Genomic DNA, 22,791 nt, shown 5'->3' with positions numbered 1-22,791 from the left:
CGGGCGTCACACCGCCACGGTCGGACGCTCCCCACCGCGACTCCGGTGCGGAACCGGGAGACCGGCTCCTGACCCAGCCCGGGACCCGCGGTGGGACTCTGAGACCGGACTCCGGCCCGGGCTTCGGGGCGAGTTCCGACACCGGGCTGCGGGACCGGTAGCGGTGTCGGTGAATCGTTCCTGGCATCAGCTCGAAAGGCGGCGGGCGCCCTCCGGGACGGTGGGCGCGGCGGGGTCGGTCAGTCGGTGAGGAGAATGCCGGTCATCAGGACGCCTCGGGCCAGGTTCAACACGCCCTCACAGCCGGGGTAGCCGACCCGGGCCAGGGCGCCGGAACCGGTGCGGCCGAACAGGTACGGGGCCAGGCTGTAGGGAACCTCGGCGGTCACCGTCTCCCCGGTCTCGATCTGCACGAAGTCCATCGCCACCCGGTCCGCCTCGTGGTAGCGCTGCAGGATGTTGCCGCCCGCGTCGATCGCCGCGCGCACCCCCTCGGCCCACGCCGCCGCGCTCATCTCCGGGCCGATCAGCACCCCGTGCCCGGCCGAGCCGCCGGCCGGCTTGGCGACCAGGTCGGCCTGCTCGGCCAGCGCCCGGTCGAGCTGGTCGGCGGTCAGCGCGACGGTGTGCGGCACGTACCGGCGGACCAGCGTCCGGTCGTCGGCCGGCAGCAGGTCCAGGTCGTCCCAGAGCCAGGCGTAGTTGAGCTTGTTGCTCAGCAGCCAGGCGGCGGTGCTGACGAACATCGGCAGCGTTCCGGCGGACAGGGCGCCGGCCACCGCGTCCAGCCCGGCGCTGGGCGTGACCCGGTTCGGTACGAACAAGCGGAACAGGGCGTCCACCGGGGCGCCACCGACGACCAGCCGACTCCGCTCGTCCAGGGTGGCGGTGGAGACCGGGGCGATGACCAGGTCGATGCCGAACCGGCGGGCCTGGTCGGCCAGCGGGGACAGGATGCGGATGAACGTCTCCGGGTCGTCCAGCCCCGGATAGTCGGCGTCGAAGTCCATCAGCAACGCCACCCGGGCCCCGTCGGGCAGGTCGAGCGTGTCCCGGATGGCCACGAACCGCTGGTCCAGCAGCGACGGCGCGGGCCGCACGCCGTCGAGCAGGCCGTGTGAGCGGTACAGGTCGGCGTACCGCTGGATCACCGTGTCGGCGTCGAAGCCGCCACCGAGGCTGCTGTCGATGTTGTACTCCACGATGCACGGCACGCCGCCGGAGAACAGCACATCCGGCCGGTACGCGGCGAGCAGCCCCTCGTGCAGCACCTCGTCCGGGTCGAGCAACTGGGTCTCCCCGTCCGGCACGTCGAGCAGCCGACGCAACTCCCCCGCGGTACGCGCACGACGCCGGCAGGCGTCCAGGATGAGCTGCACGATCCGGTCGCTGACCTCGTTCAACTCGCGGAACGCGTCCGCGGTGAGCACCGGCGGGCGGGCCAGCCGCCACTGCTTGTTGTAGGTGGCCCGGCCGTGGAAGATCTCCTCCCACGCCCCGGCCCCGGCGGCCACCATCGCGGTGCGGGTGGACCCGGGCAGATCGGTCCACGCCTGCCCGAGCGGCGGCCACGCATAGTTCGGGTCCATCGTTCATCCGTCCTTGACAGTCAGTTGGATGGCGGCGGTGAGCTGGTCCCGGCCGGGTTGCACGGCCCGGTCCAGAGCCGGCGCGAAGGGCAGCACCGCGCCGTCGGGACGGGTCACCCGCCGGGGCGGCGCGGCCAGCCGGACCCGCTCCACCACGGTCGCGATGATCTCCCCCGCGATGCCGCAGGAGCGGTTGCCGTCGTCGAACACGACCAGGCGGCCGGTGCGGCGCACCGACTCGACCAGCCCGTCCCAGTCGAACGGGTACAGCGTGCGCGGGTCGAACACCTCCACCGACGCCTGGCCGGCCAGCTCGTCGGCGACCGCCAGCGCGTCGTGCACCAGGTGCCCGACGGCCACCACCGTCACGTCGATGCCGCCGCGCCGGATCACGCCCCGGCCCAGCGGCACCGGCGTCAGGTCGGTGACGTCGGCGCGCAGGTCCAACGCGCCGGCCGGGGCGAAGACCACCACCGGGTCGTCGCAGCGGATCGCCGAGACCAGCAGCCCGTACGCGTCGGCCGGGGTGGCCGGCACGACTGTGGTCACCCCGACGTGGGCGAACAACGCGTACGGCTGGTCGGAGTGCTGCCCGGCCCAGCCGGTGCGGGAACCGGAGCCGGGCACCACGTAGGTGACCGGCACCGCGCACTGGCCGCCGGTCATCAACGGAAACTTGTGCGCGTGGTTGACGATCTGCTCGAACACCAGGAACAGCAGCGACGGGATCTGGAACTCCACCACCGGGCGGGCCCCGGCCAGTGCCGCGCCGGTGGCGAAGCTGGTGAACGCCTGCTCCGACAGCGGGGTGTCGCGTACCCGCTCCGGGCCGAACTTCTTCAACAGGCCGGTGGTCACGTTGGCGGCGGCCACCCGGATGTCCTCGCCGAGCACGATCACCGAGTCGTCGCGGGTCATCTCGTCGGCGAGCGCCCGGGTGAGCGCCCTGCGGTAGGAGAGCCGGGGCATCAGCCACCTCCGGTCCGGGCACGCAGCCCACTGGCGTACAGGTGGTCCAGGGCGGTCGCCGGGTCCGGGTGCGGGCCGGCCAGCGCGAAGTCGACGGCGGCGGTGAGGACCGCCTCCACCTCGGCGTCCACCTCTGCCCGCACCGCCGGGTCCAGCCGGGCGCCGGCGATGTCGACCGGGTCCCGGGCCCGCCCGGCGGCCACCTCCTGCGGCGACCGGTAGTCCAGGCGTACCCGGTGCTCGAACGTGTGGTGGGCGTCGAACCGGTAGGTGTGCGCCTCGACCAGCTCGGGGCCGCCGCCGGCGCGCATCCGCGCGACGGCGGCGGCGGTGATCTCGCGTACCGCCGCCGGGTCCTGCCCGTCGACGGCGGTCGCGGGGATGCCGAACGCGGCGGCCCGCCCGGCGATCGTGCCGGCCACCGCCCCGGCCACCGGCATCGTGGTGGCGTAGCCGTTGTTCTCGCAGACGAACAGCACCGGCACCCGCCACAGCGCGGCCAGGTTGAACGCCTCCAGCAGCATGCCCTCGTTGACCGCGCCGTCGCCGAAGAACGTGACGCCGACCAGGTCGGCGCCGCGCCGCCGGCGCTCCCACACCGCTCCGGTGAGGATCGCGCCGGCGGCCCCGACGATGGCGTTGGCGCCGAGCACGCCCACGCCGAAGTCGGCGGCGTGCATCGACCCGCCCCGGCCCCGGTTGAGCCCGGTGACCCGCCCGCACAGCTCGGCCAGCATCCGGGCCGGGTCGGCCCCCTTGGCCAACACGTGCCCGTGTCCCCGGTGGGTGCCGGTGACCAGGTCGTCGGCGCGCAGCGCCGCGCAGACCCCGGCGGCGACACCCTCCTGACCGAGGTACGGGTGGATGCCGCCGACGATCTCCCCGGCGTCGACCAGTTCGATCGCGCGTTCCTCGAAGCGGCGGATCAGGCGGACCATCCGGTAGAGCCGGAGCGGGTCGGGGTCGGTCACGCCGGCCGGCCCTCCTTGACCGCGGTGAGGATGTCGTCCCAGAGCCGGGCACGGGCGGCCAGCGCCATGTTCACCGTGTCCGCGCACTCCTGCCACTTGGTGTCGTCGTCACCGCACAGGTCGGCGAGCATCTGCATGGCCATCGGGGTGTGCTGCTCCCCGTCCACCTCGATGTGCCGCTCCAGGTAGTCGACGAACTTGTTCAGCCGGTTGCTGCGCTCGTTGACGGCGACGACCTGGGTGAACATCTCCGGGATGAGGTCCTCGCGGCCGAACGCGAACGCCGCCGCCTGGCAGTGCACCGGCGTCGACTCGATGATCTGCCAGGTGGTGCCGGCGAACGCCGCCGACGCCGCGGGTACGCCGGCCGCGCCGAGCGCCTCGGTCACCGGCATGCCGGCGCGCAGCAGGTCGACGAGCTTCTCCACTGCCGTGGTGTCCGCGCCGGCCTCGGCCATGCCCTGCACGTACAGCTCGAAGTGGCTGATGTAACCGTCGCCGAGCTCGTCGCTCTCCTCCACCATGACGATGTCGTTGATGAGCCGGCGGCTGCCGGTCGGACCGGTCGGGATCCACGGCACCGTGACGCAGGTGAGCTGCCGCTGCAACGACTTCAGCAGGGACATGAAGTCCCAGACCGCGAAGACGTGGTGCTCCATGAACGTGACGAGCGCGTCGTGGGTGTCCAGGTTGGCGTAGAGGGGGTGCTTGACCACCACGTCGCGGCGCTCGGTCACCGCCCGCTCCAGCCGCTCGATGCCCGGGTGCGTCTTACCCCAGTCGTACCGTGACATTGTCAGCCTCCCTGCTGGGCGCGATCGCGCCAGATGACCGGGCAGTAATCGGGGTCCGCGTAGTCCGGCCGGCCCTCGTGGGTGCGGCGGACCAGCACCTCGTGGTTGTACGCGGCGCGTGTGCCGTCGGAGAGCGGATACTCCCGCCAGGCGTTGTCGCCGTCCTGCAGGTGCAGCGAGACGGCCCGCCGGGGCCGCCCGCTGACGTTCGCACCGCTGCCGTGGTAGGTGCGGCAGTGGTGGAAACTCATGTGTCCCTTCGGGATCACCATCGGGATCTTGCGGATCTCGGCCCCGTTGTACGCCGCGTTCTCGGCCAGCATCGTCTCGAGCTGGTCGCGGTCCCGGTCGGCGAAGTGCCGCACCACCGTGTCGTCGGCGCCGATCTCCCGCCACCGGTGCGAGCCGTCGACCATGGTGATGGTGCCCATCTCCACGCCGCAGTCGTGGAACGGGATGAACGCGGTGAGCATGTTCTCCGACGACGAGGACGCCCAGTAGTGCTTGTCGAAGTGCCAGGGCACGATGTTCGACGGTTCCCCGGCGATCGGCGGCTTCCAGATCAGCGTGGACTGGAAGATCCGGATCTCGGTGGCGCGGGCGAGCCGGGCGGCGACCGCCCCGATCAGCGGCTTGCGCAGGATGCGGGCGATGCCGTCGTGCTCGTGGTGGACGTAGTCGTTGTGCCGCTGCACGTCGCCCCTGGCCGGCTCCCAGTAGGCAAGCTTGGGCGGGCGCACCGGCAACCGCCGGTCGCGTTCCCCGGCGTAGTAGCTGTCGGTGGCCGCGACCAGCTCGTCCACCTCGTCGTCGGTGAGCAGCTTCTTCGACAGGTACCAGCCGTGTTCGGCGTAGTGCCGGACGTCCTCGTCGGAGGGCAGCAGCGCCTCCTCCTCGGCGGTCAGCCCGGGATCGATGGTGGTCATGCCTTCACCCCTCCGGCCGCGGCCAGCTCGCGTTCCTTGGCCTCGTAGAGCGCCTTGATGTTGCCGCTGCCGAAGGTGCGTGCCCCGCGCCGCTCGATGAGTTCGAGGAAGAGGGTGCGCCGCACGTGCATCGACTCGGTGAAGATCTGCAGCAGTTGCCCGTCGTGGTCGGAGTCGACCAGGATGCTCAGTTCGCGCAGCCGGTCCACGGGGGCGTCGAGCCGTCCGACCCGCTGTTCCAGGTCGTCGTAGTACGCCACCGGGGTGCGGGCGAACCGCACCCCCCGACCGGCGAGCGCGTCGACCGCGCCGACGATGTCATCGGTGCGCAGCCCCAGGTGCTGCACGCCGGCGCCGGCGTGCCAGCGCAGGAAGTCCTCGATCTGCCCCGGTCGGGCACCGGTGTCCGGCTCCAGCAGCACGAACGTGACCTGCCCGGACGGGCTCTGCACCACCTTGGAGTTCATCGCCTGGCCGGCGACCTCGATGTGCTCGGTGAAGATGTCGGCGAAGCCGAACACCTTCTGGTAGTGCGCGACCGTCGCGGCGAGCTGTCCCGGCGGCACGCACACCGCCAGGTGGTCGACCTCGGCCAGCAGCGGCTCCCCGGCCGGGCCGGGGACCGGCTCGATCGCCCCGGGCAGGAACACGCCCGGCTCGCCACTGCGCTGCACCAGGCGGTGCACCACGTCGCCGAAGCCGCCGACCTCGGCGAGCACCACCTCGGCGCCCGCGCCGCGGTAGGTACGCGGCGGCGTCAACCCGGTCGCACCCCGGGCCACCATCTCCGCGTACGCCCCGGCGGCGTCGTCGACCGCCAGCGCCACCACGGCCACCCCGTCGCCGTGCCGGTGCACGTACGTGGCCGCCGGGTGTTCCGCGGACAGTCCGGTGGTCAGCAGCAGCCGGATGCCGCCCTGGGCCAGCAGCAGCGAACGCTGCCCGTCCAGCCCGGTCTCCGGCCCGCCCTGTCCGTGCAGCCGGAACCCGACCGCGTTGTCGAAGTAGAAGGCCGCCTGCCGGGCGTCTCCCACATACAGTTCGAGGTGGTCTATGCCGTTGATGTGCATGGGCTTCCCCCTGTTCCCCCCGTGATCGCAACCCGGGCGGACGCCCGGGGATGGTGTCGGTCAGCCCGCCGCCGGGGTGGCGGACCGGCGGGCCGGCGTGGTGAGCCGGCGCAGCAGCAGGCTGACGTTCTGGCCGCCGAACCCGAACGAGTTCGTCAGCGCGTGGTCGGCCCGGGTGGGCCGGGGCGCGGCGCGGACGTGGTCCGCCTCGCAGTCCGGGTCCGGGTCGTCCAGGTGGTAGGTGGGCGGGAGCAGGCCACGCCCCAGTGCCAGCGCGGTGACCGCGGCCTCCAGCGCCCCGGACGCGCCGAGCAGGTGCCCGGTGAGCGCCTTGGTGGAGCTGACCGGCACGCCGCCGGCCCCGAACACCTCGGCCAGCGCGGTGGTCTCGGCGAGGTCACCGAGTTTCGTGCCGGTGCCGTGCGCGTTGACGTACCCGACGTCGTCCGGGCCGATCCCGCCGGCGGCCAGGGCCCGGCGCATGCACGCGGCGGCGCCCGCGCCGTCCGGCCGGGGCGCGGTCGGGTGGTACGCGTCGGTGTTCGCCCCGAAACCGGCGACCTCGGCGTAGCCGTCCACCCCACGGGCGGCGGCGTGCCCGGCGCGTTCCAGCACCAGCAGCGCCGCGCCCTCGGCGAGCACGAAACCGTTGCGCCGCTTGTCGAACGGGCGACTCGCCTCGGTGGGCTCGTCCCATCCGCGGGCCAGTGCGCGGGCGTTGCCGAACGTGTCGGCGAAGGTGGGGAACAGCGGCGCCTCGCTGGCCCCGCAGACCACCACGTCGGCCTCGCCGGTGCCGATCAGGCGTACCCCGTCGGCGATCGCCTGGGCGCCGGAGGCGCAGGCCGTGCCGACCGCGGAGCTGTAGCCGCGGATGCCGTGCGCGATGGCGATCCGCGCGGAGGGCATGTTCGGCAGGATCCCGGTGAGCAGGTACGGGCTGACCGCCGCCCGGCCCCGGGCGGCCCGGGCCAACACCTGCGACTCCAGCGTGGACATCCCGCCGACCCCGCCGACGATCACCGCGATCCGGTCCGGGTCGACGTCGCGGCCCACCTCGACGCCGGCGTCGGCGAGCGCCTCGGCGGCGGTGAGCAGGGCCAGCAGCACCACCCGGTCGAGGACCTTCGTCTCCGGCCCGGAGGCGACCGTACGCGGGTCGATGGCCGGCAGCACCCCGGCGACCTCCAGGCTGCCGGCCGCCGGGTGGTCCGCGGGCGGGCGGCGCAGCCCGGACCGGCCGGTGAGCAGCGCGTCGAACGTCTCCTCGACGCCGCGCCCGGCCGGGGTGAACAGGCCCATGCCGGTGACCAGCGCGGTCACGACGGCGCCTCGGTCAGGTAGCGCTCGCGCAACGCCACCTTGCGGACCTTGCCGGTGACGGTGACCGGGATGTCGTCGGCGCGTACCGGGACGACCCGGCGCAGCGTGGCCGCCAGGTCCGGGTCGAGTGCGGCGCGGACGCGGTCGGTGCGGTCGGCCGCCGGGTCCGCGCCCGCGGAAAGTTCCAGCAGCACGTCGGTGGTCACCGAGTCGTCGTCCGCCCGGACGATCACCACGGTGCAGTCGGTGACGTCGGGGCAGGCGGCGAGGATCCGCTCCTCGGACAAGGCGGTGAAGAACCGCTTCCCGTCGCGTGTGGTGACCGAGTCGACCGCCCGGTCGAGGTGGTAGTAGCGGCCCTCGTCGTCGGCGTACACCAGGTCACCTGTGAGATACCAGCCGCGCAGCCGGAAGCGGTAGGTGGTCACCGAGTCGTTCCAGTAGCCGCGGAACAGCGACGGCGAGTCGATGCCCAGCCAGCCGACCTGCCCGGCGGGCAGCTCGTTGCCGTCGGCGTCGAGCACCGCCACCGTCGCGAACCGGTACGGGCGGCCGACGCAGCGGCCGTAGCGGTCGGTGTCGGCGGTGTGGGTGATGTGGAACATCGAGTGCCCCATCTCGCTGGAGCCGAGCCCGTCGATGAACACCGAGCCGGGTACCCGGGTCCGGCCGTCGCGGGTCACCACGTCGCGGGAGCCGACCGCGACGAGCCGGCGGACGTGCGGCTCGTGCGAGCAGTCGCCGGTGTTGAACCACAGCCGCACCGAGTCCAGGTCGTAGCCGGACAGGTCGAAGCGGGCCAGCTCGGCCCAGGTCACCGAGAAGCCGAACACGCCGTCCGGGCGCCACCGCTGGATCGCGTCGAGCACCCGGTCGCCGCCCTGCTCGGAGAGCAGGAACATCTCCGCCCGGTTGCCCAACGCCTGGTTGACCATGAGCACGGTGGCGGTGTGCGGGGCCGGCAGGGCGTTGAGGATGCGTGTGGTGCCCTGCGCCTGCGGCATGGACAGCAGGTGGCGGGTGGCGGCGAAGAGGCTGGCGTGCGAGTGCAGCACCGCCTTCGGCACGCCTGTGGTGCCGGAGGTGTGGGTGATGACGATCGGGTCGTCCGGGTGGTGCCGGTAGTGCGCGGGGGCGGCGGCCGGGTCACCCTCGCCGGCCTGCGCGGGCTCGCCGAGCATCGGCGCCCCCAGGTCGTGTCCGGCCAGTGCCGCGGCGTGCCCGGCGTCGGCGAGCACCCCGGCGGCGCGCAGCCGGCGGATGTACTCGGCGGCGATCTCCGGGCGCAGCTTGCCGTTCATCAGCGCCGGGACGGCCCCGAGCCGGGTCAGTGCCAGGAACGACAGCACCATGTCGGCGGCGGTGCCGGCCCACACCGCCACCGGGTCGCGGGGCTTCACCCCGCGCTCGTGCAGCCAGGCGGCCCGGGCGGCCACCATCGCGTCGAGCCGGCCCAGGGTCAGTGGGGTCTCGGCCGGGTGGCCGTCGACCTCGGTGTCGAACGTCAGCCCCGGCCCGTCCGGGTCGGCGCCGTGGGCCAGCACCCGGGCGAGCATGTTGCCCGCGCCCAGTTCGGTGTCGGCGGCGAGTGCGCCGCGTAGCCCCTTCGTCCTCATTGCCGTGTCCCCTCCCCCAGCAGCACCGCGGTCGCCTCGCCCGACGTCCCGTCCGGTGCCAGTTCGATCAGGATCAGCAACGCCTGCGCGGCGTCGCCGTCGTACATCAGCAGGTCCGCCTGGGCCTCCCCCTCGGCCCGCGGGTCCCCGCCCGGGCTCAGGCACACCACCGGCCCGTCCAGCCCCCAGCGCGCCGCGACGTGCCCGGCCACGCTGTTGGGTACCGACTGGAAGAAGAACAGCGGCCCGATCCGGCCGCCGGCGGCCACGGTGGCGCGTACGTGCGCCGCGCTGGCCGTGTCCCCACCGGCGCTGACCAGCACCACCGCGGTGCGGTTGCCCGCCGGCAGCGGCCCGTCGGGGTACCGCCGGACCAGACACCGCTGCGCCACCTCCGCCGCCAGCGGCGCGAACGGCGAGTGCACGAACCCCGGCACTTTCGGCGGCACCCCGTCCCCGGGCTCGGGCCACCGCGCCTGCGCGAGCACCGCCAATCCCGTCACGGGGTGCTCACCAGAAGGGCGGTGTTGGCGCCGCCGAACGCGGCGTTCAGGGTCAACGCGTGGGTGGTGCCGGCGGGGCGGGGGGCGTCGCGGATGACGTCCAGCGGGCACTGCGGGTCCGGGCCGAGCCAGCCGGCGGTGACCGGCAGTTTGCCGTGCCGCAGCGCCAGCGCGGTGACCACCAGTTCCAGCAGCCCGGATGCCTCCAGCGCGTGCCCGTGCACCGCCTTGGTGGAACTGACCGGCAGCCGCCCGCACCGGTCGCCGAAGACCCGGGTCAGCGCCGCCGCCTCGGAGGCGTCGCTGAACGGGGTGCCGGTGGCGTTGGCGTTGACGTAACCCACCTCCCCCGGTGGCAGCGCGGCCCGGCGCAACGCCCCCTCGACCGCCCGGGCCAGCCCGAGCCCGCCCGGGTGTGGCTGACACGGGTGGTACGCGTCCCCCGCCCGCCCCCACCCGTCCACCGTGGCCAGTGTCTCGGCGCCCCGCCGGGCGGCGGACGCGGCCGATTCCAGGACCACGGCGGCCACCCCGTCCCCGAGCAGCAGGCCCTTGCGGCCCGCGCTGAACGGTCGTACCGCGCCGTCGGCGGCGAGCGCCCGGCCGGCGTCGAAGAGCGCGTACTGGTCCGGTTCGACCAGGTAGCCGGCGGCGACCACGACCCGGTCCAGGTCACCGCGGCGGATCAGCGTGGCGGCGTCGGCGACCGCACTGCTCGCCGACACGCAGGCGGTGGTGTAGACCCGGGTCCGCCCGCCGAGACCGCAGCGCGCCGCCAGGTGGTCGGCGAGCGCCGGACCTGTCGGCTCGTGGCGGCCCTCGGGTACGGGCAGCGACGCCGGGCCACCGTGGGTGGCCAGGAACAGCGCGGTGTCCACCCGGTCGGCCGGGCCCAGGCCGGCGGCCCGGCCCGCGGAGTCGACCGCGTCGGCCAGTTCGTCGGCGAGCGTGCCGACCTCGGGCAGGGTGGCCGCCACGGTGACCCGGCGGCCGCCGGTGTCGAAACGGCGCACCGGCCCGAACGCCGGGGTGCCGGTGAGCACCCCGGACAGCAGCGCGTCCGCGCCCCTGCCGAGGGCGCTGAGCGCGTACGTGCCGGTGATCCGTACGGTGTCCCGCTCAGCCATCTGCGGCAGCGGTGAGCGAGGTGTGGAACACCGCGAGCGCGTCGTCGACGGTACGGATGCCGGCGAGCTGGTCGTCGCTGAGATCGAGCCGACGGTCGTAGCGCTGCTCGACCAGGTGCACGAGCCAGGCCAGCTCCATCGAGCCGATCCGGTCGGGCACCTGGTCGGCGGGTTTCGCGGTCAGTTCGGCGAGCATGCCGACCAGGTCAGCTCGCCCCAGGTCGGGCTGACCGGACATCAGGAGTTGTCGCTGTTCGGGGCCGCCCGGTCGGCGACCATCGTGATGAACTCGCCGACCGTCATCAACGCCAGCTTCTCCGACTCGTCGTCGGCGAACTTCAGGCCGTAACGGTCCTCGACGCGGACGGCGAGGTCGGCCAGGGCCAGCGATTCGAGGTCGACGCCGGACGGGCCGAGCGTGGTGTCGTCGTCGAGTTCCTCGACGTCGTAGTTCATGTCGGCGAGCTGCTCGACGACGAAGGTGCGGACCTCGTCTCGCATGGTGTTGCCCTCTTTTCCTGTACCAGTTGGTGGTGTCCGGTCGGGACACCGTGCCCGGGTGGGCCGGCCGCGCCGCCGCGAACCGGCGGGGACCGGCGGGGTGGCGCGGCGGGGTGCGGTGGGCGCAGCGGACCGGTCACGGGACCGCGTCCCGCAGCGCCGAGGTCGAACGGACGAGCTTGCCGGTGGTGGTACGCGGCAACTGGTCGAGCAGGCGAAGTGTGCGTGGGCGTTTGAAGCCCGCCAGGCGCTCGGCGATCAGCCCGTCGAGCGTGTCCTCGGTCAGCGAGCCGTCGGTCTGCGCGTACGCGGTGATGCCGTCGTCCCAGACCACCACCGCGGCGGTCACGCCGGGAAGCCCGGCCACGGTGGCCTCGACCTCGGTCAGGTCGACCTTCAGGCCGCCCACCGACACCTGCGAGTCGAGCCGACCCTTGATGGTCACCAGCGCGGTGTCCGGGTCGACCGTACCCGCGTCGCGGGTGTGCAGCCAGCCGTCGGCCCAGCGGGTCGGGTCGGCGAGCCCGACGTACGGGTTGTCCGGGCAGCTCACCCACAGTTCCCCGTCCTGCTCGCGGACGCGGATGCCGGGGGCGGGCGCGACGGCGGGGCGGTGCCGTCCGTACAGGTCGGTGCCGATGACGCCGACCTCGGTCATCCCGTACATGTTGCCCAGCGGCACGCCGTAGCGGTCGGTGAAGGCGGCCGCGACCGCGGCGGGGACCAGTTCGCCGCCTGTGGTCATGCGCTTGAGCTGCGGCAACGGCCCGGCGGGTGTGGTGGAGGCGAGCAGGCCGATGTGGAACGGCACGCCCAGCACGGTGGCCGGGGTGTCCTGGGCGGCCACCGCGGCGAGGATGGCGTCGCCGCCGAGCCGCTGCGGCGGGCACAGTTCGACGCCCGCGTGCAGCCCGTAGAGCAGGCCGCCGACCAGGCCGAGCACGTGCACCATGCTGGGCAGCAGGATGATCCGTTCGCCGGGCAGCGCGACGCCGTCGATCCGGGTGTAGCGGTGCACCTCGGCGACGAGGTCGGCGGCGGTGCGTCCGATCACCTTGGACGGTCCGGTGGAGCCGGAGCTGAGCTGGATGACCGCGTGCGGGCTGCCGGCCGGCTGGTCGGAGTACGCGCTCACCCCGGCCGTGACGTCGACGAAGACGCGCAGGGCGCCGCCTCCGGAGCGCACCGGCGCGACCACCACCTGCGGGGTGAGCCGGTGCAGCGCCCGGTCGACCTCGTGGTCGGTGAGCCGGTGGTCGAGCAGGATGGCCTGGGCGCCGGTGCGCCAGGTGGCGAGCAGGTGCGCCACGTACGCCAGCGAGGGTGGCAGGCGCAGCGCGGCGGCGCCGCCGGCCCGCAGCCCGGCCTCGGCCAGCCGGGTCTGGGCCTCGCCGACGAGGCGGCGCAGGGTGCCCTTGTCCACCGGCTCGGGCAGGCGGAGACACACGTCGGTGTCGCGTCCGGTGAGAAGGATGTCGTCCACCCAGTCCACCGCCGTCGACGCAGGATTATCCGTCACGGGATGTGCAGTCACGACTGGCCACCGTTCCGCCTCGGAGACTGGGCGGAGCCGCCCAGCGGGTACGTCGTTCGGGGTATGGACGGAACCCTACGACGGCCCTTCTCCGCATTACCAGATGCAAATGGCTAGATCAAAAACGGCGGCTGGGTGGATTGCTCAGGCTCGATCGGACAGGCAGGATCGGACCCACGCCGGCAAGGTAGCCCGCCGGCCGCCCGATGCTGTGCTGCGCCGGAGTGCCCCCCCGGTGCGGTCGACGGCGGCTAGGGTCGCGGCATGTTCCGTTCGGCCCGACCCGACGATTTCGCGCCGGTCATCCGCCTCTACCGGCAGCTGAACCCGGACGACCCGGAGCTGACGTCGACGAGTCGCGCCGCGGCACCGGCCCGGGCCGGGCCGGGCCGGGCCGGCAGATCATGGCCGGCACGCTCCAGGCCGCCTGGGACGCGGGCTGCTACAAGGCGATGCTCATGACGGGATCGCGCCGGCCCGCGACCCACGCCTTCTACCGGGCCTGCGGGTTCTCCGGCGACGCCAAGACGGCGTACCTGGCCCGGCCGTCGTGACACGGCCCGGCGGCCACCTCAGCGCTCACCCGCCGGCGGGGGCGCGGCGCCCCGCAGCACCAACGCGCTGTTGAAGCCGTCGAAGCCGCGCGCCCCGACCAGCGCGATACGGCTGCGCGGCGCGCGGGGCTCCCGCAGGAAGCCCAGCTCGCAACCGGGCGCGGGCTCCTCCGGCCCCGCCGAGGCGGGCAGCACCCCACGGCGGAACGCCAGCAGCGCGGTGGCCGCGTCCAGCGCCGACCCGCCCTGGTGCGCCCGGCCGGTCAGCGGCTTCTGCGTGGTCACCGGCGGGGTCCGGTCGCCGAACACGGCGCGCAGCGCCGTCGCCTCTGCCCGGTCGTACGCGGGCACGCCGAGCGCGTCCGGCCAGACCACGTCCACGTCGTGCGGGCGGACCCCGGCGCGCTCCAGCGCCAGACGCAGCGCGCGGGCGTAGTGGGTCGGGTCCGGGCCGGCCGCCGCGTCGGTGGGCGCGGCGTCGTGGGTGGCCGCCCAACCGGTGATCTCCCCGTAGACGCGGGCGCCCCGGGCCAGCGCGTGACCCAGCTCCTCGACCACGAAGACCGCGCCGCCCTCGGCCGGCACGTAGCCCCTGGCCGCGACGTCGAACGGCCGGTACGCCCGCGCCGGGTCGGCCACGTCGCTGAGCAGACCGGAACGCAACTGGCAGGCCAGCGCGTACGGGCTCAACGGGCACTCGGTGGCCCCGGCGAGCACCACCGGGGTGCCGCGGCGGACGGTGCGCACCGCGTGCGCCAGGCTGTCCAGCCCGCCGGCCGACTCCGACACGGTCACCCCGGACGGCCCCTTGAACTGGTGCCGGATCGACAGCTGTCCCACGCTGGCGGCATAGAACCAGGCGATGGACTGGTACGCCCCGACGGTGCGGCTCGACCCGCCCCACAGCCGTTGCAGCTCCCGCTGGCCGAACAGGTTCCCGCCCGACGAGCTGGCCAGCGTGACCGCCCACCGGTACGGGTCCGGCGACACCTCGGGCAGGCCGGCGTCGGCCAGCGCCATCCGGGTGGCCGCGAAGCCGAGGTGGGTCCACCTGTCGGTCTGCACCCGCTGCCGGGTGTCGACGAACCCGGCCGGGTCGAACCCGGGCACCTCCCCGGCGACCCGGGTCGGGTAGCGCGCCGGGTCGAACAGGGTGATCGGCCCGGTGCGCCGGGTGCCGGCGAGCACGGTGGCCCAGTGCGCCTCGGCGCCGACGCCGCTGGGCGCGACCACCCCGATCCCGGTCACCACCGCTCGTACGGTCATGGCGCCGTCACCGCCAGCCGGCGGAACACCATCGCGGACTGGAAGCCGCCGAATCCGCTGCCCACCGACAGCGCCACGTCCACCGGCACCTCCCGGGCCTCGTTCGGCACGTAGTCCAGGTCGCACTCCGGGTCACGGGTGGTCCAGTTGGCGGTGGGCGGCACCACGCCGTACTCGACGGCCAGCGCGCAGGCGGCCATCTCGATAGAGCCGATGGCGCCCAGCGAGTGGCCGACCATCGACTTGATCGAACTGATCGGCACCCGGTACGCGGCCGCGCCGAGCGCCCGCTTGAACGCGGCCGTCTCGTGCCTGTCGTTCTGCCGGGTCCCGGAGCCGTGCGCGCTGACGTACGACACGGCCGACGGGGCGAGCCGGGCCTGGCGCAGCGCGTCGGTGATGGCCACCGCCATCTCGGCACCGTCCGGGCGCAGCCCGGTCATGTGGAAGCCGTTGCTGCGGCTGGCGTAGCCGGCGACCTCGCAGTAGACGTGCGCGCCCCGGCGGCGGGCGTGTTCGGCCTCCTCCAGCACCAGCACCGCCGCGCCCTCGGCGAGTACGAACCCGTGCCGGTCGGCGTCGAAGGGCCGGGAGGCGTGCGCCGGGTCGTCGTTGTCCGGGCTGGTCGCGCCGATCGCGTCGAACGAGGCGACGGTGACCGGGGAGATCGGCGAGTCGGCGGCGCCGGCCAGCACGATGTCCGCCTCGCCGTCGGCGACGAGCTGGTGGGCGTACCCGATGGCGTCGATGCCTGACGTGCAGCCGGTGGAGACGACCTGCGCGGGGCCGTGCAGGCCGTGCCGGCAGGCCACGTCGGCGGCCAGGCTGCTGGGCACCAGCGCCTGGTACAGGTACGGGCCGCCGAGTGCGTGGTCGACGAGCCAGTGCCGGCCGGAGTCGCTGACCCGCACGTACTCCCGTTCCAGCGCCATGGTCCCGCCGACCGCGGTGCCGAGCACCACCCCGGCGCGTTCCCGTTGCGCGTCGGTGAGGTCCAGCCCGCTGTCGGCGAGCGCCTCGACGGAGCAGGCGAGCGCGAACTGCACGTACCGGTCGGCGCGTTGCCGTTCGGCCAGGGTGATCCCGGCGGCGTCCGGGTCGAAGTCGCACTCGGCGGCGATCTGCGAGCGGAACGGCGACGGGTCGAAGAAGCTGATCCGCCGGGTGGCGGTGCGCCCCTCGGTGATCGTCTTCCAGAACCGGTCCCGGGTGGCCCCGCCGGGCGCGACCACGCCGATGCCGGTGACCACGGTGCGCCGGCCGGTCACGACGGCTCCCGGGGCGGCGGCGCGGCGCTTTCGGTGTCGACGTGGCCCAGCTCCGGGCGGGGCGCGAGCGGTCCCAGGTGGAACACCACCTCGGCGGGTTCGTCGCCGGTGTTGCGCAGCCGGTGCCGCACGTTGACGGGTACGTAGAGCGCCTCCCCGGCGGTCAGCGGCGCCGGCACGTCGTCCAGGTCGACGGTGATCGCGCCGCGGGCGACGTAGAGGAACTCCTCGCTGTACGGGTGGTAGTGCTCGGCGATCCGCTCCCCCGGCGCGAGCGTGGCCACCCCCATGAAGCCGGAGGTGCTGCCGACGGTCTTCGGGCCGAGCAGCACCCGCAGCTCCCCGCCGCGCCGCCGGTCGGCGGGCACGTCGCGGGCGCGGATCCGGGCGGTGGTGGTGTCGGTCATCGGGTGCCTCCCGCGTACGCCCGCTCGATCTTGTCCTTGATGACGGCGAGCTGCACGGCGCTGTTGGTGTTGATCCGGGCGGTCATGCCGGCGTTGTCCACCGGCGCGGTCGGTTTCATGGCGAAGTCCTGCGTCCACGTCATCCGGGTGCCGTCGGGGGTCTCCTCGTAGCGCCAGTGGATGCGCATGTACTCGAACGGCCCGGTCTCCACGCGCCGGGCGTGCACCTGCCGGGTGGCCGGGTCGGCGGTGCGTTCGCTGACCCAGCTCCACGACACGCCGTTGGAGTCCGGGTGCATGGTGAGCCGGAACCGCACCGTGTCGCCGTCGCGGTGCAGGATCTCCACCACCGCGTACTCGGTGAACAGCTCGGTCCACCGCGGCACGTCGTTGGTGATCTCCCAGACCAGTGGCAGCGGCGCGGCGATGTCCACGGCGTTCTCGGTGTGCCCGGGCGGGTCCGCGCCGCGGGCCACCAGGTCGGCGACGCCGTCGATGCTGAGCCGCCCGGCCTGTTCGGGGATCCGCACCCGCCACCGGTCGGCCACGACCGCGGACAGTTCCAGCAGCGCCAGCGAGTCCATGCCCAGCTCCTCCAGGCTGGCCTCGGGTGTGCCGGCGGCGGCGTCCGGGTCCAGACCGCAGTGCGTGACCAGGATGTCGGTGATCTCGCGGGCGAGCGGACGGTCGGGAGCGACGGTCATCGGTTCCTCCAGGTGGTCGGGCCGGCGGCGGGCACGGCGGTGACGGGGCTACGGCCGGTCGCGCCGCGCGGGTCGGGCACGGCGGCGCGCACCGGCGGCGGGGTGAGCAGGCGCTCCACCAGGGCGGTGGTGTGCCGGGCGGCCCGGAACGCCGGGTCGCGCAGCACCCGCCGGGCGAACGGGATCGTGGTCCGCACGCCGGGGCCGGCCACGTCGAACTCGGCGAGCGCCCGGTCGAGCCGGTCCAGGGCGGCGTCCCGGTCCGGCGCCCAGGTCACCACCTTGGCCAGCAGCGAGTCGTAGTGCGGGCCGACCACGTAGCCGACGTGACCGTGGGTGTCCACCCGGGTGAACGGGCCGCCCGGGGGCCGGAACCGGTCCAGCCGGCCGGGCGTGGGCGCGAAGTCCCGGTCCGGGTCCTCCACGTTGACCCGGCACTCGACCGATACGCCGCGCAGCCGCACGTCGGACTGCCGCAGGCGCAGTGGCGTGCCGGCGGCCACGTGCAGCTGTTCGCGCACCAGGTCGACGCCGGTGACCATCTCGGTGACCGGGTGTTCCACCTGGATCCGGCAGTTGATCTCCAGGAAGTGGCCGTTCCCCGCGCTGTCCACCAGGAACTCCACCGTGCCGGCGCCGGTGAAGCCCACCGACAGGACGCCGCGCAGGGCGACCTCGGCGAGGTGGTCGAGGGTGTCCGGGGGCAACGCCGGCGCGGGCGCCTCCTCGATCAGCTTCTGGTGCCGGCGCTGCACCGAGCAGTCCCGGGTGCCCAGGTGCACGCCGTCGCCCAGGCCGTCGCAGAGCACCTGCACCTCCACGTGGCGGGCGTCGGCGAGGTACCGCTCCACGTACACCCGGTCGTCGCCGAACGCCACCTGCGCGGCGGCGCGGGTACGGGCGTACGCGCGGGGCAGCTCGCCGGCCGACCGGACCACCGTCATCCCCCGCCCGCCCCCACCCGCCGCCGCCTTGACGATCACCGGGTAGCCCACCTCGGCGGCCACCTGCTGCGCCTCGGCGACCGTCGGCAGTGTCCGGACGCTGCCCGGCGGCAACGTCAGGCCGGCCCGGCTCATCAACGCGCGCGCGGTCGACTTGTCGGCCAGTGCGGCCATCACCTGCGGCGGCGGGCCGACGAAGACCAGGCCGTTCTCCGCGCAGATCTCGGCGAAGTCGGCGTCCTCGGACAGGAAGCCGTAGCCGGGGTGGATCGCCTGCGCGCCGGTCTGCCGGGCGGCCTCCACGATCGCCGCCGCGTTGAGGTAGCTGCGCCGGCTCGACGCCGGCCCGATCCGGACCGCCTCGTCGGCCAGCCGCACCGGCAGCGAGTCGGCGTCGGCGCTGGAGTGCGCCACCACCGTGCGCACGCCCAGTTCCCGGCAGGTCCGCAGCACCCGCAACGCGATCTCGCCCCGGTTGGCGATCAGCACCTTGTCGAACATCAGGTGTCCTGTCCGGTGACCGGGTCCAGGGCGATCAGCGGCTGGTCGTACTCGACGGGTTTGCCGTCGGCCACCAGCACCTCGACCACCCGTCCGGACTGGCCGGCGGTCACCTCGTTCATCAGCTTCATGGCCTCGACGATGCCGACCACCTGACCCGGTCGGACCAGGTCGCCGACCGCGACGAACGGCATCGCCCCGGGCTCGGGCGCCCGGTAGAACGTGCCCACCACCGGGGACCGGACGCTGGCCCGGTCGGTCGCCGGGGCGGCGGGGTCGGCGACCGGTGGGGCCGGTTCCGCGGCGCGGGGCGCCGGGTCGTGCCACTCGACCTCCAGCGCGTGCCCGCCGCTGCGCAGCCGCACCCGGCGTACCGGGCCGGCCAGGTCGGCGACCAGCCGGCCGGCCTGCCGGCGCAACCCGTCGAGCACCTGCTCGGCGTCGGCGTCGCTCATCACGCCACCTCCGTACGCCCGGTGACCGGCGCGGCGAGGCCGGGCGACACGCTCGCGCGGGCCGCACCGAAGCGGCGGAACCGTTGCCGGCGGCGGCGGACCAGCGTCGCGGCCGGCACGGCCAGCAGCGGGGCGAGGTTCGCCGCGACCGCCAGGCGCAGCAGCTCCGCCGCGCCGGTGGGGTCGGCGTGCGCGGCCGGGCGCGGCTCCGGCACCAGTTCGTCAACCACGCCGAGGCGGCACAGGTCGGCACCGGTGAGCCGCAACGCCCGGGCGGCCTGCGGCGCGGCCGAGCCGTCCGGCCAGAGGATCGCGGCGCAGCCCTCCGGGCTGATCACCGAGTAGACGGCGTGTTCCAGCATGAGCACCCGGTCGGCGACCGCCAGCGCGAGCGCACCGCCGCTGCCGCCCTCCCCGGTGACCACCGCGACGACGGGCGTGGGCAGCACGGTGAGCGCGAGGATGTTCTCCGCGATCGCGGCGGCCTGCCCCTGCTGCTCGGCGGCCACGCCGGGGTCCGCGCCGGGCGTGTCCACAAGCGTCACCACGGGCAACCCGAGCCGGGCCGCGAGACGCATCAGCCGCAGCGCCTTGCGGTGCCCGGCCGGGCTGGCCATGCCGAAGTTGCGGGCGACCAGATCGGCGGTGGTGTGCCCCTTCTGGTGGCCGATCACCATCACCGGCTGGCCGTCGAGGCGGGCGAGGCCGCCGACGATCGCCGGGCAGTCCGCGCCGAGCCGGTCGCCGTGCAGCTCCAGGAACCCGTCGAACGCGGTCTCCAGGTAGTCCAACGTGGTCGGTCGGCCCGGGTGCCGCGCCGTGCGCACCGTCTCCCACGGGTCCCGGGCCGGGTCGGCGGGCGGCGCGACGGGCCGGGGCGGCGCCGGCCGGGGCACCGGCGCGTGACGGCCCGCCGCCGCGGCGGCCAGCAACACGGCGAGCCGTCCGCGCAGCGCGTGCCGGGGCACCACCAGGTCGACCTGGCCGTGGCGCAGCAGGTACTCGGCGGTCTGGAAGCCCTCCGGCAGCGTGGCGCCGGTGACCTGGCGGATCACCCGAGGGCCGGCGAAGCCGAGCCGGGCGCCGTTCTCCGCGAGCACCACGTCGGTGTTGGTGGCGAACGAGGCCGCCACCCCGCCGTACGTGGGATCGGTGACCACGCTCACCGTCAGCAGACCCGCCTCGCGTAGCCCGGCCACCGCCTGGCTGACCGTGGCCATCTGCATCAGCGACAGCGCGCCCTCCTGCATCCGCGCCCCACCGGACGCGGTGACCAGCACCAGCGGGACGCCGTCGGCCAGTGCCCGCTCGGCGGTCCGGGTGATCAGCTCACCGACCGCGCTGCCGAGGCTGCCGCCGAGGAAGCGGAAATCCATCACCGCCAGCGCCAGCGGGTGCCCGCCGAGGCAGGCGGTGCCGCAGAGCACCGCCTCGTCCAGACCGGTGCCCGCGCGCGCGCCGGCCAGTCGGTGCGGATACGGCACCGCGTCGACGAAGCCGATCGGGTCGACGCGTACCGCCCGGTCCGGCAGCGGGGTGAACGAGTCCGGGTCGACGAGTTGGGCGACCCGCTCCGGCGCGTCCAGCCGGGCGTGCGCGCCGCACTCCGGGCAGACGTCCAGGTTGCGGCGCAGTCGCTTGCGGTAGAGCAGCGAACCGCAGCCGTCGCACCGCGACCACAGTCGCTCGTCGCGGGGGGCGGTGGTGGTCACGGTCGCCGCCCGGCCGGGTCGGACCGCTGCGCGGCGAGCCCCGGGGCGTCGTACCGGTAGAAGCAGTGGGCCATCGCGTCGCGCGGCGACCGCCAGGTCGGCAGGTACGGCGAGATGTACGGCCGCAGCCGCTCGCTGATCCGGATGAACTCGGGATGTCCGCGGGCGTCCTCCACCGCGCCGTGCGCCGGCATCTCCGTCTCCAGCAGGTGCACGTAGAGGTCGTGCAGCCGGTAGAGGGAGCGGTGCCGCACCCCGACCAGACCGGGCAGCTCGGTCGCGTCGGACTCGGCGAAGATCTCGGCGACCCGGTCCTCGGCCGTGGGCACCACCTTGGCGACGATGAGCGAACGGTCCATTCGCGGCCTCCCCTGCGAGACGTCCCGGTGCGCGGCACAGCGTCGCGCCGTACGGATCGGTCCACAGTGCCGCCGGTGGCGTCTACCGGGCGTCAACCGCGCCCCATCGGCTCACAAACTCGGTGACGCTGCGTTGACGTAAGCTGTGCGTGAGCTATGCGAAGATCACGTCCCGACTCTGGCGATCACCACTCCGCCGCAGATCAAGGGCGTGCCGCAGGCCACGTCACGGACAGTCAAGAGGCCGACCGAACGTTGACCCAGAGTAACAGCCGTTGATATTCTCCGTCTCGGTCGGCCCGGCCGCGCCGGAGGTTCCGGGTGCGGCGGAGACGTTCCGACACCGGCGCCGCGGGCGACGGTCCGGGCAACACAGGACGGTCGGGACGAGGGTTCCGGTGCTGGGGGGTGCGCCGTGTCCGGTGGATCGAGGACGCCGACGGCGGGAGAACCCGGCCCACGGGTGGCACTGCACCTGCTCGGCGGCTTCCAACTGCTGCACGACGGCACCCCGGTGGTGGTGCCCCGCGGGCTGCAACGCGTCATCGCCCTCATCGGCCTGCGCCCGGCCGCCACCCGCAGCCACCTCGCCGGCCTGCTCTGGCCCGACACGCCCGAGGAACGCGCGTTGTCCTCCCTGCGTACCGCCCTGTGGCGGCTGCGGCAGGACCCGTGCTGCCCGCTGCGCACCGACGGCGACACGGTCCGCCTCGGCCCCACCGTCCGCCTCGACGTGGAGGAACTGGTGGCCGCCGCGACGCAGGTCCGCGAGGGCGTCGTGCCGCGCGGCGCCACCGGCGCCGGCCGCCACGACCTGCTCCCCGGCTGGTACGACGACTGGGTGCTGCTGGAACGCGAACGGCTGCGTCAACTGCGGCTGCACATGCTCGAGGAGTTGGCCGGCAGCCACCTCACCGCCGGCCGGCACGGCGAGGCGCTGGAGGCGGCGCTGGAGGCGATGGCCGCCGAGCCGCTGCGGGAGACACCGCACCGCCTGGTGGTCCGCATCCACCTGGCCGAGGGCAACGCGTTCGAGGCGGTCCACTCGTTCTACGTCTACCGCGACCTGCTCCTGCGCGAACTGCGCCTGGAGCCGTCGCCGGCGATGACCGCGCTGCTCGACGACACCCTCGCGCCGATCCGCCGGGCCAGCCGTCCCGAACGGCCGCCGTCGCCGCGCCGCACCCCCCGGCCCGCACCACCATCAATGCCCACCGGTACGCCGTGACGGCGAGGTGACAGCGTCCCCGGCACGGTGGACGCAGCACCGGCACGGCGAGAGGGGTCCCGATGAGTCGACTGTTGGTGGTCAGCCGGATCGTGCCGGGAGCACAGGGCCGGGTGGCACAGATCTTCGCCGAGTCCGACACGACCGAGCTTCCCCACCTCACCGGCGTCCGGCACCGCTCGCTGTACCACCTCCACGACCTGTGCGTCCATCTGATGGAGACCGTCGACGTCGCCCCGGACCTGGCCGCCGAACTGCACGGCCACCCCCTCTACGAGCGCGTCAACCAGCGGCTGTCCGCGCACACCGCGCCGTACCTGCCGACCTGGCACTCCCCCCGCGACGCCGTGGCCGGCTGCTTCTACAGCTGGGACGCCGCCGGCAGTCCGTTGCACGACCGGGCCCGCTGACCGGGCGCCCGGTCCACGGGACACGCTCGGTCATCCGCCGGCCACCGGCCGGCACCATCG

Annotated in this window: 23 protein-coding genes and 1 pseudogene; 3 read left to right on the top strand and 21 right to left on the bottom strand. The window is 74.2% G+C overall.

All coding sequences use genetic code 11. The features are described from left to right. Positions 1 to 239: 239 nt before the first annotated feature. The 13 genes from ACLQ2X_RS01845 to ACLQ2X_RS01785 all read right to left on the bottom strand — a co-directional run bounded on the left by ACLQ2X_RS01845 (position 240) and on the right by ACLQ2X_RS01785 (position 12,872). Positions 240 to 1,589: a hypothetical protein gene (locus tag ACLQ2X_RS01845; RefSeq protein ID WP_425679136.1), complete on the bottom strand. Its 1,350-nt coding sequence runs from the start codon at positions 1,587 to 1,589 to the stop codon at positions 240 to 242. Between the two features lie 3 nt (positions 1,590 to 1,592). Beyond that, positions 1,593 to 2,558, bottom strand: a complete 966-nt coding sequence (locus ACLQ2X_RS01840; protein WP_425679135.1) for an alpha-ketoacid dehydrogenase subunit beta — start codon at positions 2,556 to 2,558, stop codon at positions 1,593 to 1,595. Further along, a complete protein-coding gene (locus ACLQ2X_RS01835) occupies positions 2,558 to 3,529 on the bottom strand; it encodes a thiamine pyrophosphate-dependent dehydrogenase E1 component subunit alpha (protein ID WP_425679134.1) in 972 nt (323 codons plus the stop codon). The genes ACLQ2X_RS01840 and ACLQ2X_RS01835 overlap by 1 nt, the downstream gene beginning before the upstream one ends. Then, positions 3,526 to 4,323 carry a DUF3050 domain-containing protein gene (locus ACLQ2X_RS01830; protein WP_425679133.1) on the bottom strand — a complete coding sequence of 266 codons (798 nt, stop codon included), beginning with the start codon at positions 4,321 to 4,323 and terminating at the stop codon, positions 3,526 to 3,528. The genes ACLQ2X_RS01835 and ACLQ2X_RS01830 overlap by 4 nt, the downstream gene beginning before the upstream one ends. A gap of 2 nt (positions 4,324 to 4,325) precedes the next feature. Next, positions 4,326 to 5,249, bottom strand: coding sequence for a phytanoyl-CoA dioxygenase family protein (locus ACLQ2X_RS01825; protein ID WP_425679132.1), 924 nt, complete (start codon positions 5,247 to 5,249; stop codon positions 4,326 to 4,328). Then, on the bottom strand, positions 5,246 to 6,319 hold the full coding sequence (hppD, locus tag ACLQ2X_RS01820) for a 4-hydroxyphenylpyruvate dioxygenase (RefSeq protein WP_425679131.1): 1,074 nt from the start codon (positions 6,317 to 6,319) through the stop codon (positions 5,246 to 5,248). The genes ACLQ2X_RS01825 and hppD overlap by 4 nt, the downstream gene beginning before the upstream one ends. A 60-nt stretch (positions 6,320 to 6,379) precedes the next feature. Continuing rightward, positions 6,380 to 7,642, bottom strand: a complete 1,263-nt coding sequence (locus ACLQ2X_RS01815; RefSeq protein WP_425679130.1) for a beta-ketoacyl-[acyl-carrier-protein] synthase family protein — start codon at positions 7,640 to 7,642, stop codon at positions 6,380 to 6,382. Then, a complete protein-coding gene (locus ACLQ2X_RS01810) occupies positions 7,639 to 9,258 on the bottom strand; it encodes a class I adenylate-forming enzyme family protein (protein ID WP_425679129.1) in 1,620 nt (539 codons plus the stop codon). The genes ACLQ2X_RS01815 and ACLQ2X_RS01810 overlap by 4 nt, the downstream gene beginning before the upstream one ends. Continuing rightward, positions 9,255 to 9,761 carry a beta-ketoacyl synthase chain length factor gene (locus ACLQ2X_RS01805; protein WP_425679128.1) on the bottom strand — a complete coding sequence of 169 codons (507 nt, stop codon included), beginning with the start codon at positions 9,759 to 9,761 and terminating at the stop codon, positions 9,255 to 9,257. The genes ACLQ2X_RS01810 and ACLQ2X_RS01805 overlap by 4 nt, the downstream gene beginning before the upstream one ends. Next, positions 9,758 to 10,888: a beta-ketoacyl-[acyl-carrier-protein] synthase family protein gene (locus ACLQ2X_RS01800; protein ID WP_425679127.1), complete on the bottom strand. Its 1,131-nt coding sequence runs from the start codon at positions 10,886 to 10,888 to the stop codon at positions 9,758 to 9,760. The genes ACLQ2X_RS01805 and ACLQ2X_RS01800 overlap by 4 nt, the downstream gene beginning before the upstream one ends. Then, positions 10,881 to 11,126, bottom strand: coding sequence for an acyl carrier protein (locus ACLQ2X_RS01795; protein ID WP_425679126.1), 246 nt, complete (start codon positions 11,124 to 11,126; stop codon positions 10,881 to 10,883). The genes ACLQ2X_RS01800 and ACLQ2X_RS01795 overlap by 8 nt, the downstream gene beginning before the upstream one ends. Continuing rightward, complete coding sequence (locus ACLQ2X_RS01790; RefSeq protein ID WP_425679125.1) at positions 11,126 to 11,389, bottom strand: acyl carrier protein; 264 nt, start codon at positions 11,387 to 11,389, stop codon at positions 11,126 to 11,128. Before ACLQ2X_RS01790 ends, ACLQ2X_RS01795 begins: the two co-directional genes overlap by 1 nt. A gap of 136 nt (positions 11,390 to 11,525) precedes the next feature. Beyond that, complete coding sequence (locus ACLQ2X_RS01785; protein ID WP_425679124.1) at positions 11,526 to 12,872, bottom strand: class I adenylate-forming enzyme family protein; 1,347 nt, start codon at positions 12,870 to 12,872, stop codon at positions 11,526 to 11,528. A 455-nt stretch (positions 12,873 to 13,327) separates the two neighbouring features. Here ACLQ2X_RS01785 and ACLQ2X_RS01780 point away from each other — a divergent pair, with 455 nt between their 5' ends. Then, positions 13,328 to 13,477, top strand: coding sequence for a hypothetical protein (locus tag ACLQ2X_RS01780; RefSeq protein ID WP_425679123.1), 150 nt, complete (start codon positions 13,328 to 13,330; stop codon positions 13,475 to 13,477). Positions 13,478 to 13,495: 18 nt separating this feature from the next. On the opposite strand, the gene ACLQ2X_RS01775 is transcribed toward ACLQ2X_RS01780, so the two are convergent. The 8 genes and pseudogenes from ACLQ2X_RS01775 to ACLQ2X_RS01740 all read right to left on the bottom strand — a co-directional run bounded on the left by ACLQ2X_RS01775 (position 13,496) and on the right by ACLQ2X_RS01740 (position 21,093). Next, the gene (locus tag ACLQ2X_RS01775) at positions 13,496 to 14,743 is read right to left on the bottom strand and encodes a beta-ketoacyl synthase N-terminal-like domain-containing protein (RefSeq protein ID WP_425679122.1); all 1,248 of its coding nucleotides are present in this window, start codon (positions 14,741 to 14,743) and stop codon (positions 13,496 to 13,498) included. After that, entirely contained in the window at positions 14,740 to 16,011 is a 1,272-nt protein-coding gene (locus tag ACLQ2X_RS01770; protein WP_425679121.1) for a beta-ketoacyl-[acyl-carrier-protein] synthase family protein, read from the bottom strand. The genes ACLQ2X_RS01775 and ACLQ2X_RS01770 overlap by 4 nt, the downstream gene beginning before the upstream one ends. Then, positions 16,008 to 16,418 carry a cupin domain-containing protein gene (locus ACLQ2X_RS01765; protein ID WP_425679120.1) on the bottom strand — a complete coding sequence of 137 codons (411 nt, stop codon included), beginning with the start codon at positions 16,416 to 16,418 and terminating at the stop codon, positions 16,008 to 16,010. Before ACLQ2X_RS01765 ends, ACLQ2X_RS01770 begins: the two co-directional genes overlap by 4 nt. Beyond that, positions 16,415 to 17,122: an SRPBCC family protein gene (locus ACLQ2X_RS01760; protein ID WP_425679119.1), complete on the bottom strand. Its 708-nt coding sequence runs from the start codon at positions 17,120 to 17,122 to the stop codon at positions 16,415 to 16,417. Before ACLQ2X_RS01760 ends, ACLQ2X_RS01765 begins: the two co-directional genes overlap by 4 nt. Next, positions 17,119 to 18,567, bottom strand: a complete 1,449-nt coding sequence (locus tag ACLQ2X_RS01755) for an acetyl-CoA carboxylase biotin carboxylase subunit (protein WP_425679118.1) — start codon at positions 18,565 to 18,567, stop codon at positions 17,119 to 17,121. Before ACLQ2X_RS01755 ends, ACLQ2X_RS01760 begins: the two co-directional genes overlap by 4 nt. Next, positions 18,567 to 19,049 (bottom strand): annotated as a pseudogene (gene accB, locus ACLQ2X_RS01750) (acetyl-CoA carboxylase biotin carboxyl carrier protein); the annotation flags it as partial. The gene ACLQ2X_RS01755 and the pseudogene accB, both read right to left, overlap by 1 nt. After that, a complete protein-coding gene (locus ACLQ2X_RS01745) occupies positions 19,022 to 20,734 on the bottom strand; it encodes an acetyl-CoA carboxylase carboxyltransferase subunit alpha (protein ID WP_425679117.1) in 1,713 nt (570 codons plus the stop codon). The gene ACLQ2X_RS01745 and the pseudogene accB, both read right to left, overlap by 28 nt. Next, the gene (locus ACLQ2X_RS01740) at positions 20,731 to 21,093 is read right to left on the bottom strand and encodes a TcmI family type II polyketide cyclase (RefSeq protein WP_425679116.1); all 363 of its coding nucleotides are present in this window, start codon (positions 21,091 to 21,093) and stop codon (positions 20,731 to 20,733) included. The genes ACLQ2X_RS01745 and ACLQ2X_RS01740 overlap by 4 nt, the downstream gene beginning before the upstream one ends. A 415-nt stretch (positions 21,094 to 21,508) precedes the next feature. Here ACLQ2X_RS01740 and ACLQ2X_RS01735 point away from each other — a divergent pair, with 415 nt between their 5' ends. Together ACLQ2X_RS01735 and ACLQ2X_RS01730 are read left to right on the top strand one after the other, a co-directional pair. Beyond that, positions 21,509 to 22,321, top strand: a complete 813-nt coding sequence (locus ACLQ2X_RS01735) for an AfsR/SARP family transcriptional regulator (protein WP_425679115.1) — start codon at positions 21,509 to 21,511, stop codon at positions 22,319 to 22,321. A gap of 62 nt (positions 22,322 to 22,383) precedes the next feature. After that, entirely contained in the window at positions 22,384 to 22,731 is a 348-nt protein-coding gene (locus ACLQ2X_RS01730; RefSeq protein ID WP_425679114.1) for a TcmI family type II polyketide cyclase, read from the top strand. Positions 22,732 to 22,791: the final 60 nt, after the last annotated feature.

It is taken from the genome of Micromonospora sp. DT31 (assembly GCF_049841795.1).
Classification (GTDB): Bacteria; Actinomycetota; Actinomycetes; order Mycobacteriales; family Micromonosporaceae; genus Micromonospora.
Note: the sequence above shows the minus strand (reverse complement) of the source record. Positions and strands in the feature narration are given on the sequence as shown.

What these genes read in the sequence shown, in the direction of transcription:
- ACLQ2X_RS01775 (WP_425679122.1), bottom strand. Translation starts at nt 14,743, where the DNA reads ATGACCGTACGAGCGGTGGTGACCGGGATCGGGGTGGTCGCGCCCAGC.
- ACLQ2X_RS01765 (WP_425679120.1), bottom strand. Translation starts at nt 16,418, where the DNA reads ATGACCGACACCACCACCGCCCGGATCCGCGCCCGCGACGTGCCCGCC.
- ACLQ2X_RS01830 (WP_425679133.1), bottom strand. Translation starts at nt 4,323, where the DNA reads ATGTCACGGTACGACTGGGGTAAGACGCACCCGGGCATCGAGCGGCTG.
- ACLQ2X_RS01800 (WP_425679127.1), bottom strand. Translation starts at nt 10,888, where the DNA reads ATGGCTGAGCGGGACACCGTACGGATCACCGGCACGTACGCGCTCAGC.
- ACLQ2X_RS01810 (WP_425679129.1), bottom strand. Translation starts at nt 9,258, where the DNA reads ATGAGGACGAAGGGGCTACGCGGCGCACTCGCCGCCGACACCGAACTG.
- ACLQ2X_RS01780 (WP_425679123.1), top strand. Translation starts at nt 13,328, where the DNA reads ATGGCCGGCACGCTCCAGGCCGCCTGGGACGCGGGCTGCTACAAGGCG.
- ACLQ2X_RS01755 (WP_425679118.1), bottom strand. Translation starts at nt 18,567, where the DNA reads ATGTTCGACAAGGTGCTGATCGCCAACCGGGGCGAGATCGCGTTGCGG.
- hppD (WP_425679131.1), bottom strand. Translation starts at nt 6,319, where the DNA reads ATGCACATCAACGGCATAGACCACCTCGAACTGTATGTGGGAGACGCC.
- ACLQ2X_RS01825 (WP_425679132.1), bottom strand. Translation starts at nt 5,249, where the DNA reads ATGACCACCATCGATCCCGGGCTGACCGCCGAGGAGGAGGCGCTGCTG.
- ACLQ2X_RS01790 (WP_425679125.1), bottom strand. Translation starts at nt 11,389, where the DNA reads ATGCGAGACGAGGTCCGCACCTTCGTCGTCGAGCAGCTCGCCGACATG.
- ACLQ2X_RS01740 (WP_425679116.1), bottom strand. Translation starts at nt 21,093, where the DNA reads ATGGACCGTTCGCTCATCGTCGCCAAGGTGGTGCCCACGGCCGAGGAC.
- ACLQ2X_RS01795 (WP_425679126.1), bottom strand. Translation starts at nt 11,126, where the DNA reads ATGTCCGGTCAGCCCGACCTGGGGCGAGCTGACCTGGTCGGCATGCTC.
- ACLQ2X_RS01730 (WP_425679114.1), top strand. Translation starts at nt 22,384, where the DNA reads ATGAGTCGACTGTTGGTGGTCAGCCGGATCGTGCCGGGAGCACAGGGC.
- ACLQ2X_RS01845 (WP_425679136.1), bottom strand. Translation starts at nt 1,589, where the DNA reads ATGGACCCGAACTATGCGTGGCCGCCGCTCGGGCAGGCGTGGACCGAT.
- ACLQ2X_RS01840 (WP_425679135.1), bottom strand. Translation starts at nt 2,558, where the DNA reads ATGCCCCGGCTCTCCTACCGCAGGGCGCTCACCCGGGCGCTCGCCGAC.
- ACLQ2X_RS01760 (WP_425679119.1), bottom strand. Translation starts at nt 17,122, where the DNA reads ATGACCGTCGCTCCCGACCGTCCGCTCGCCCGCGAGATCACCGACATC.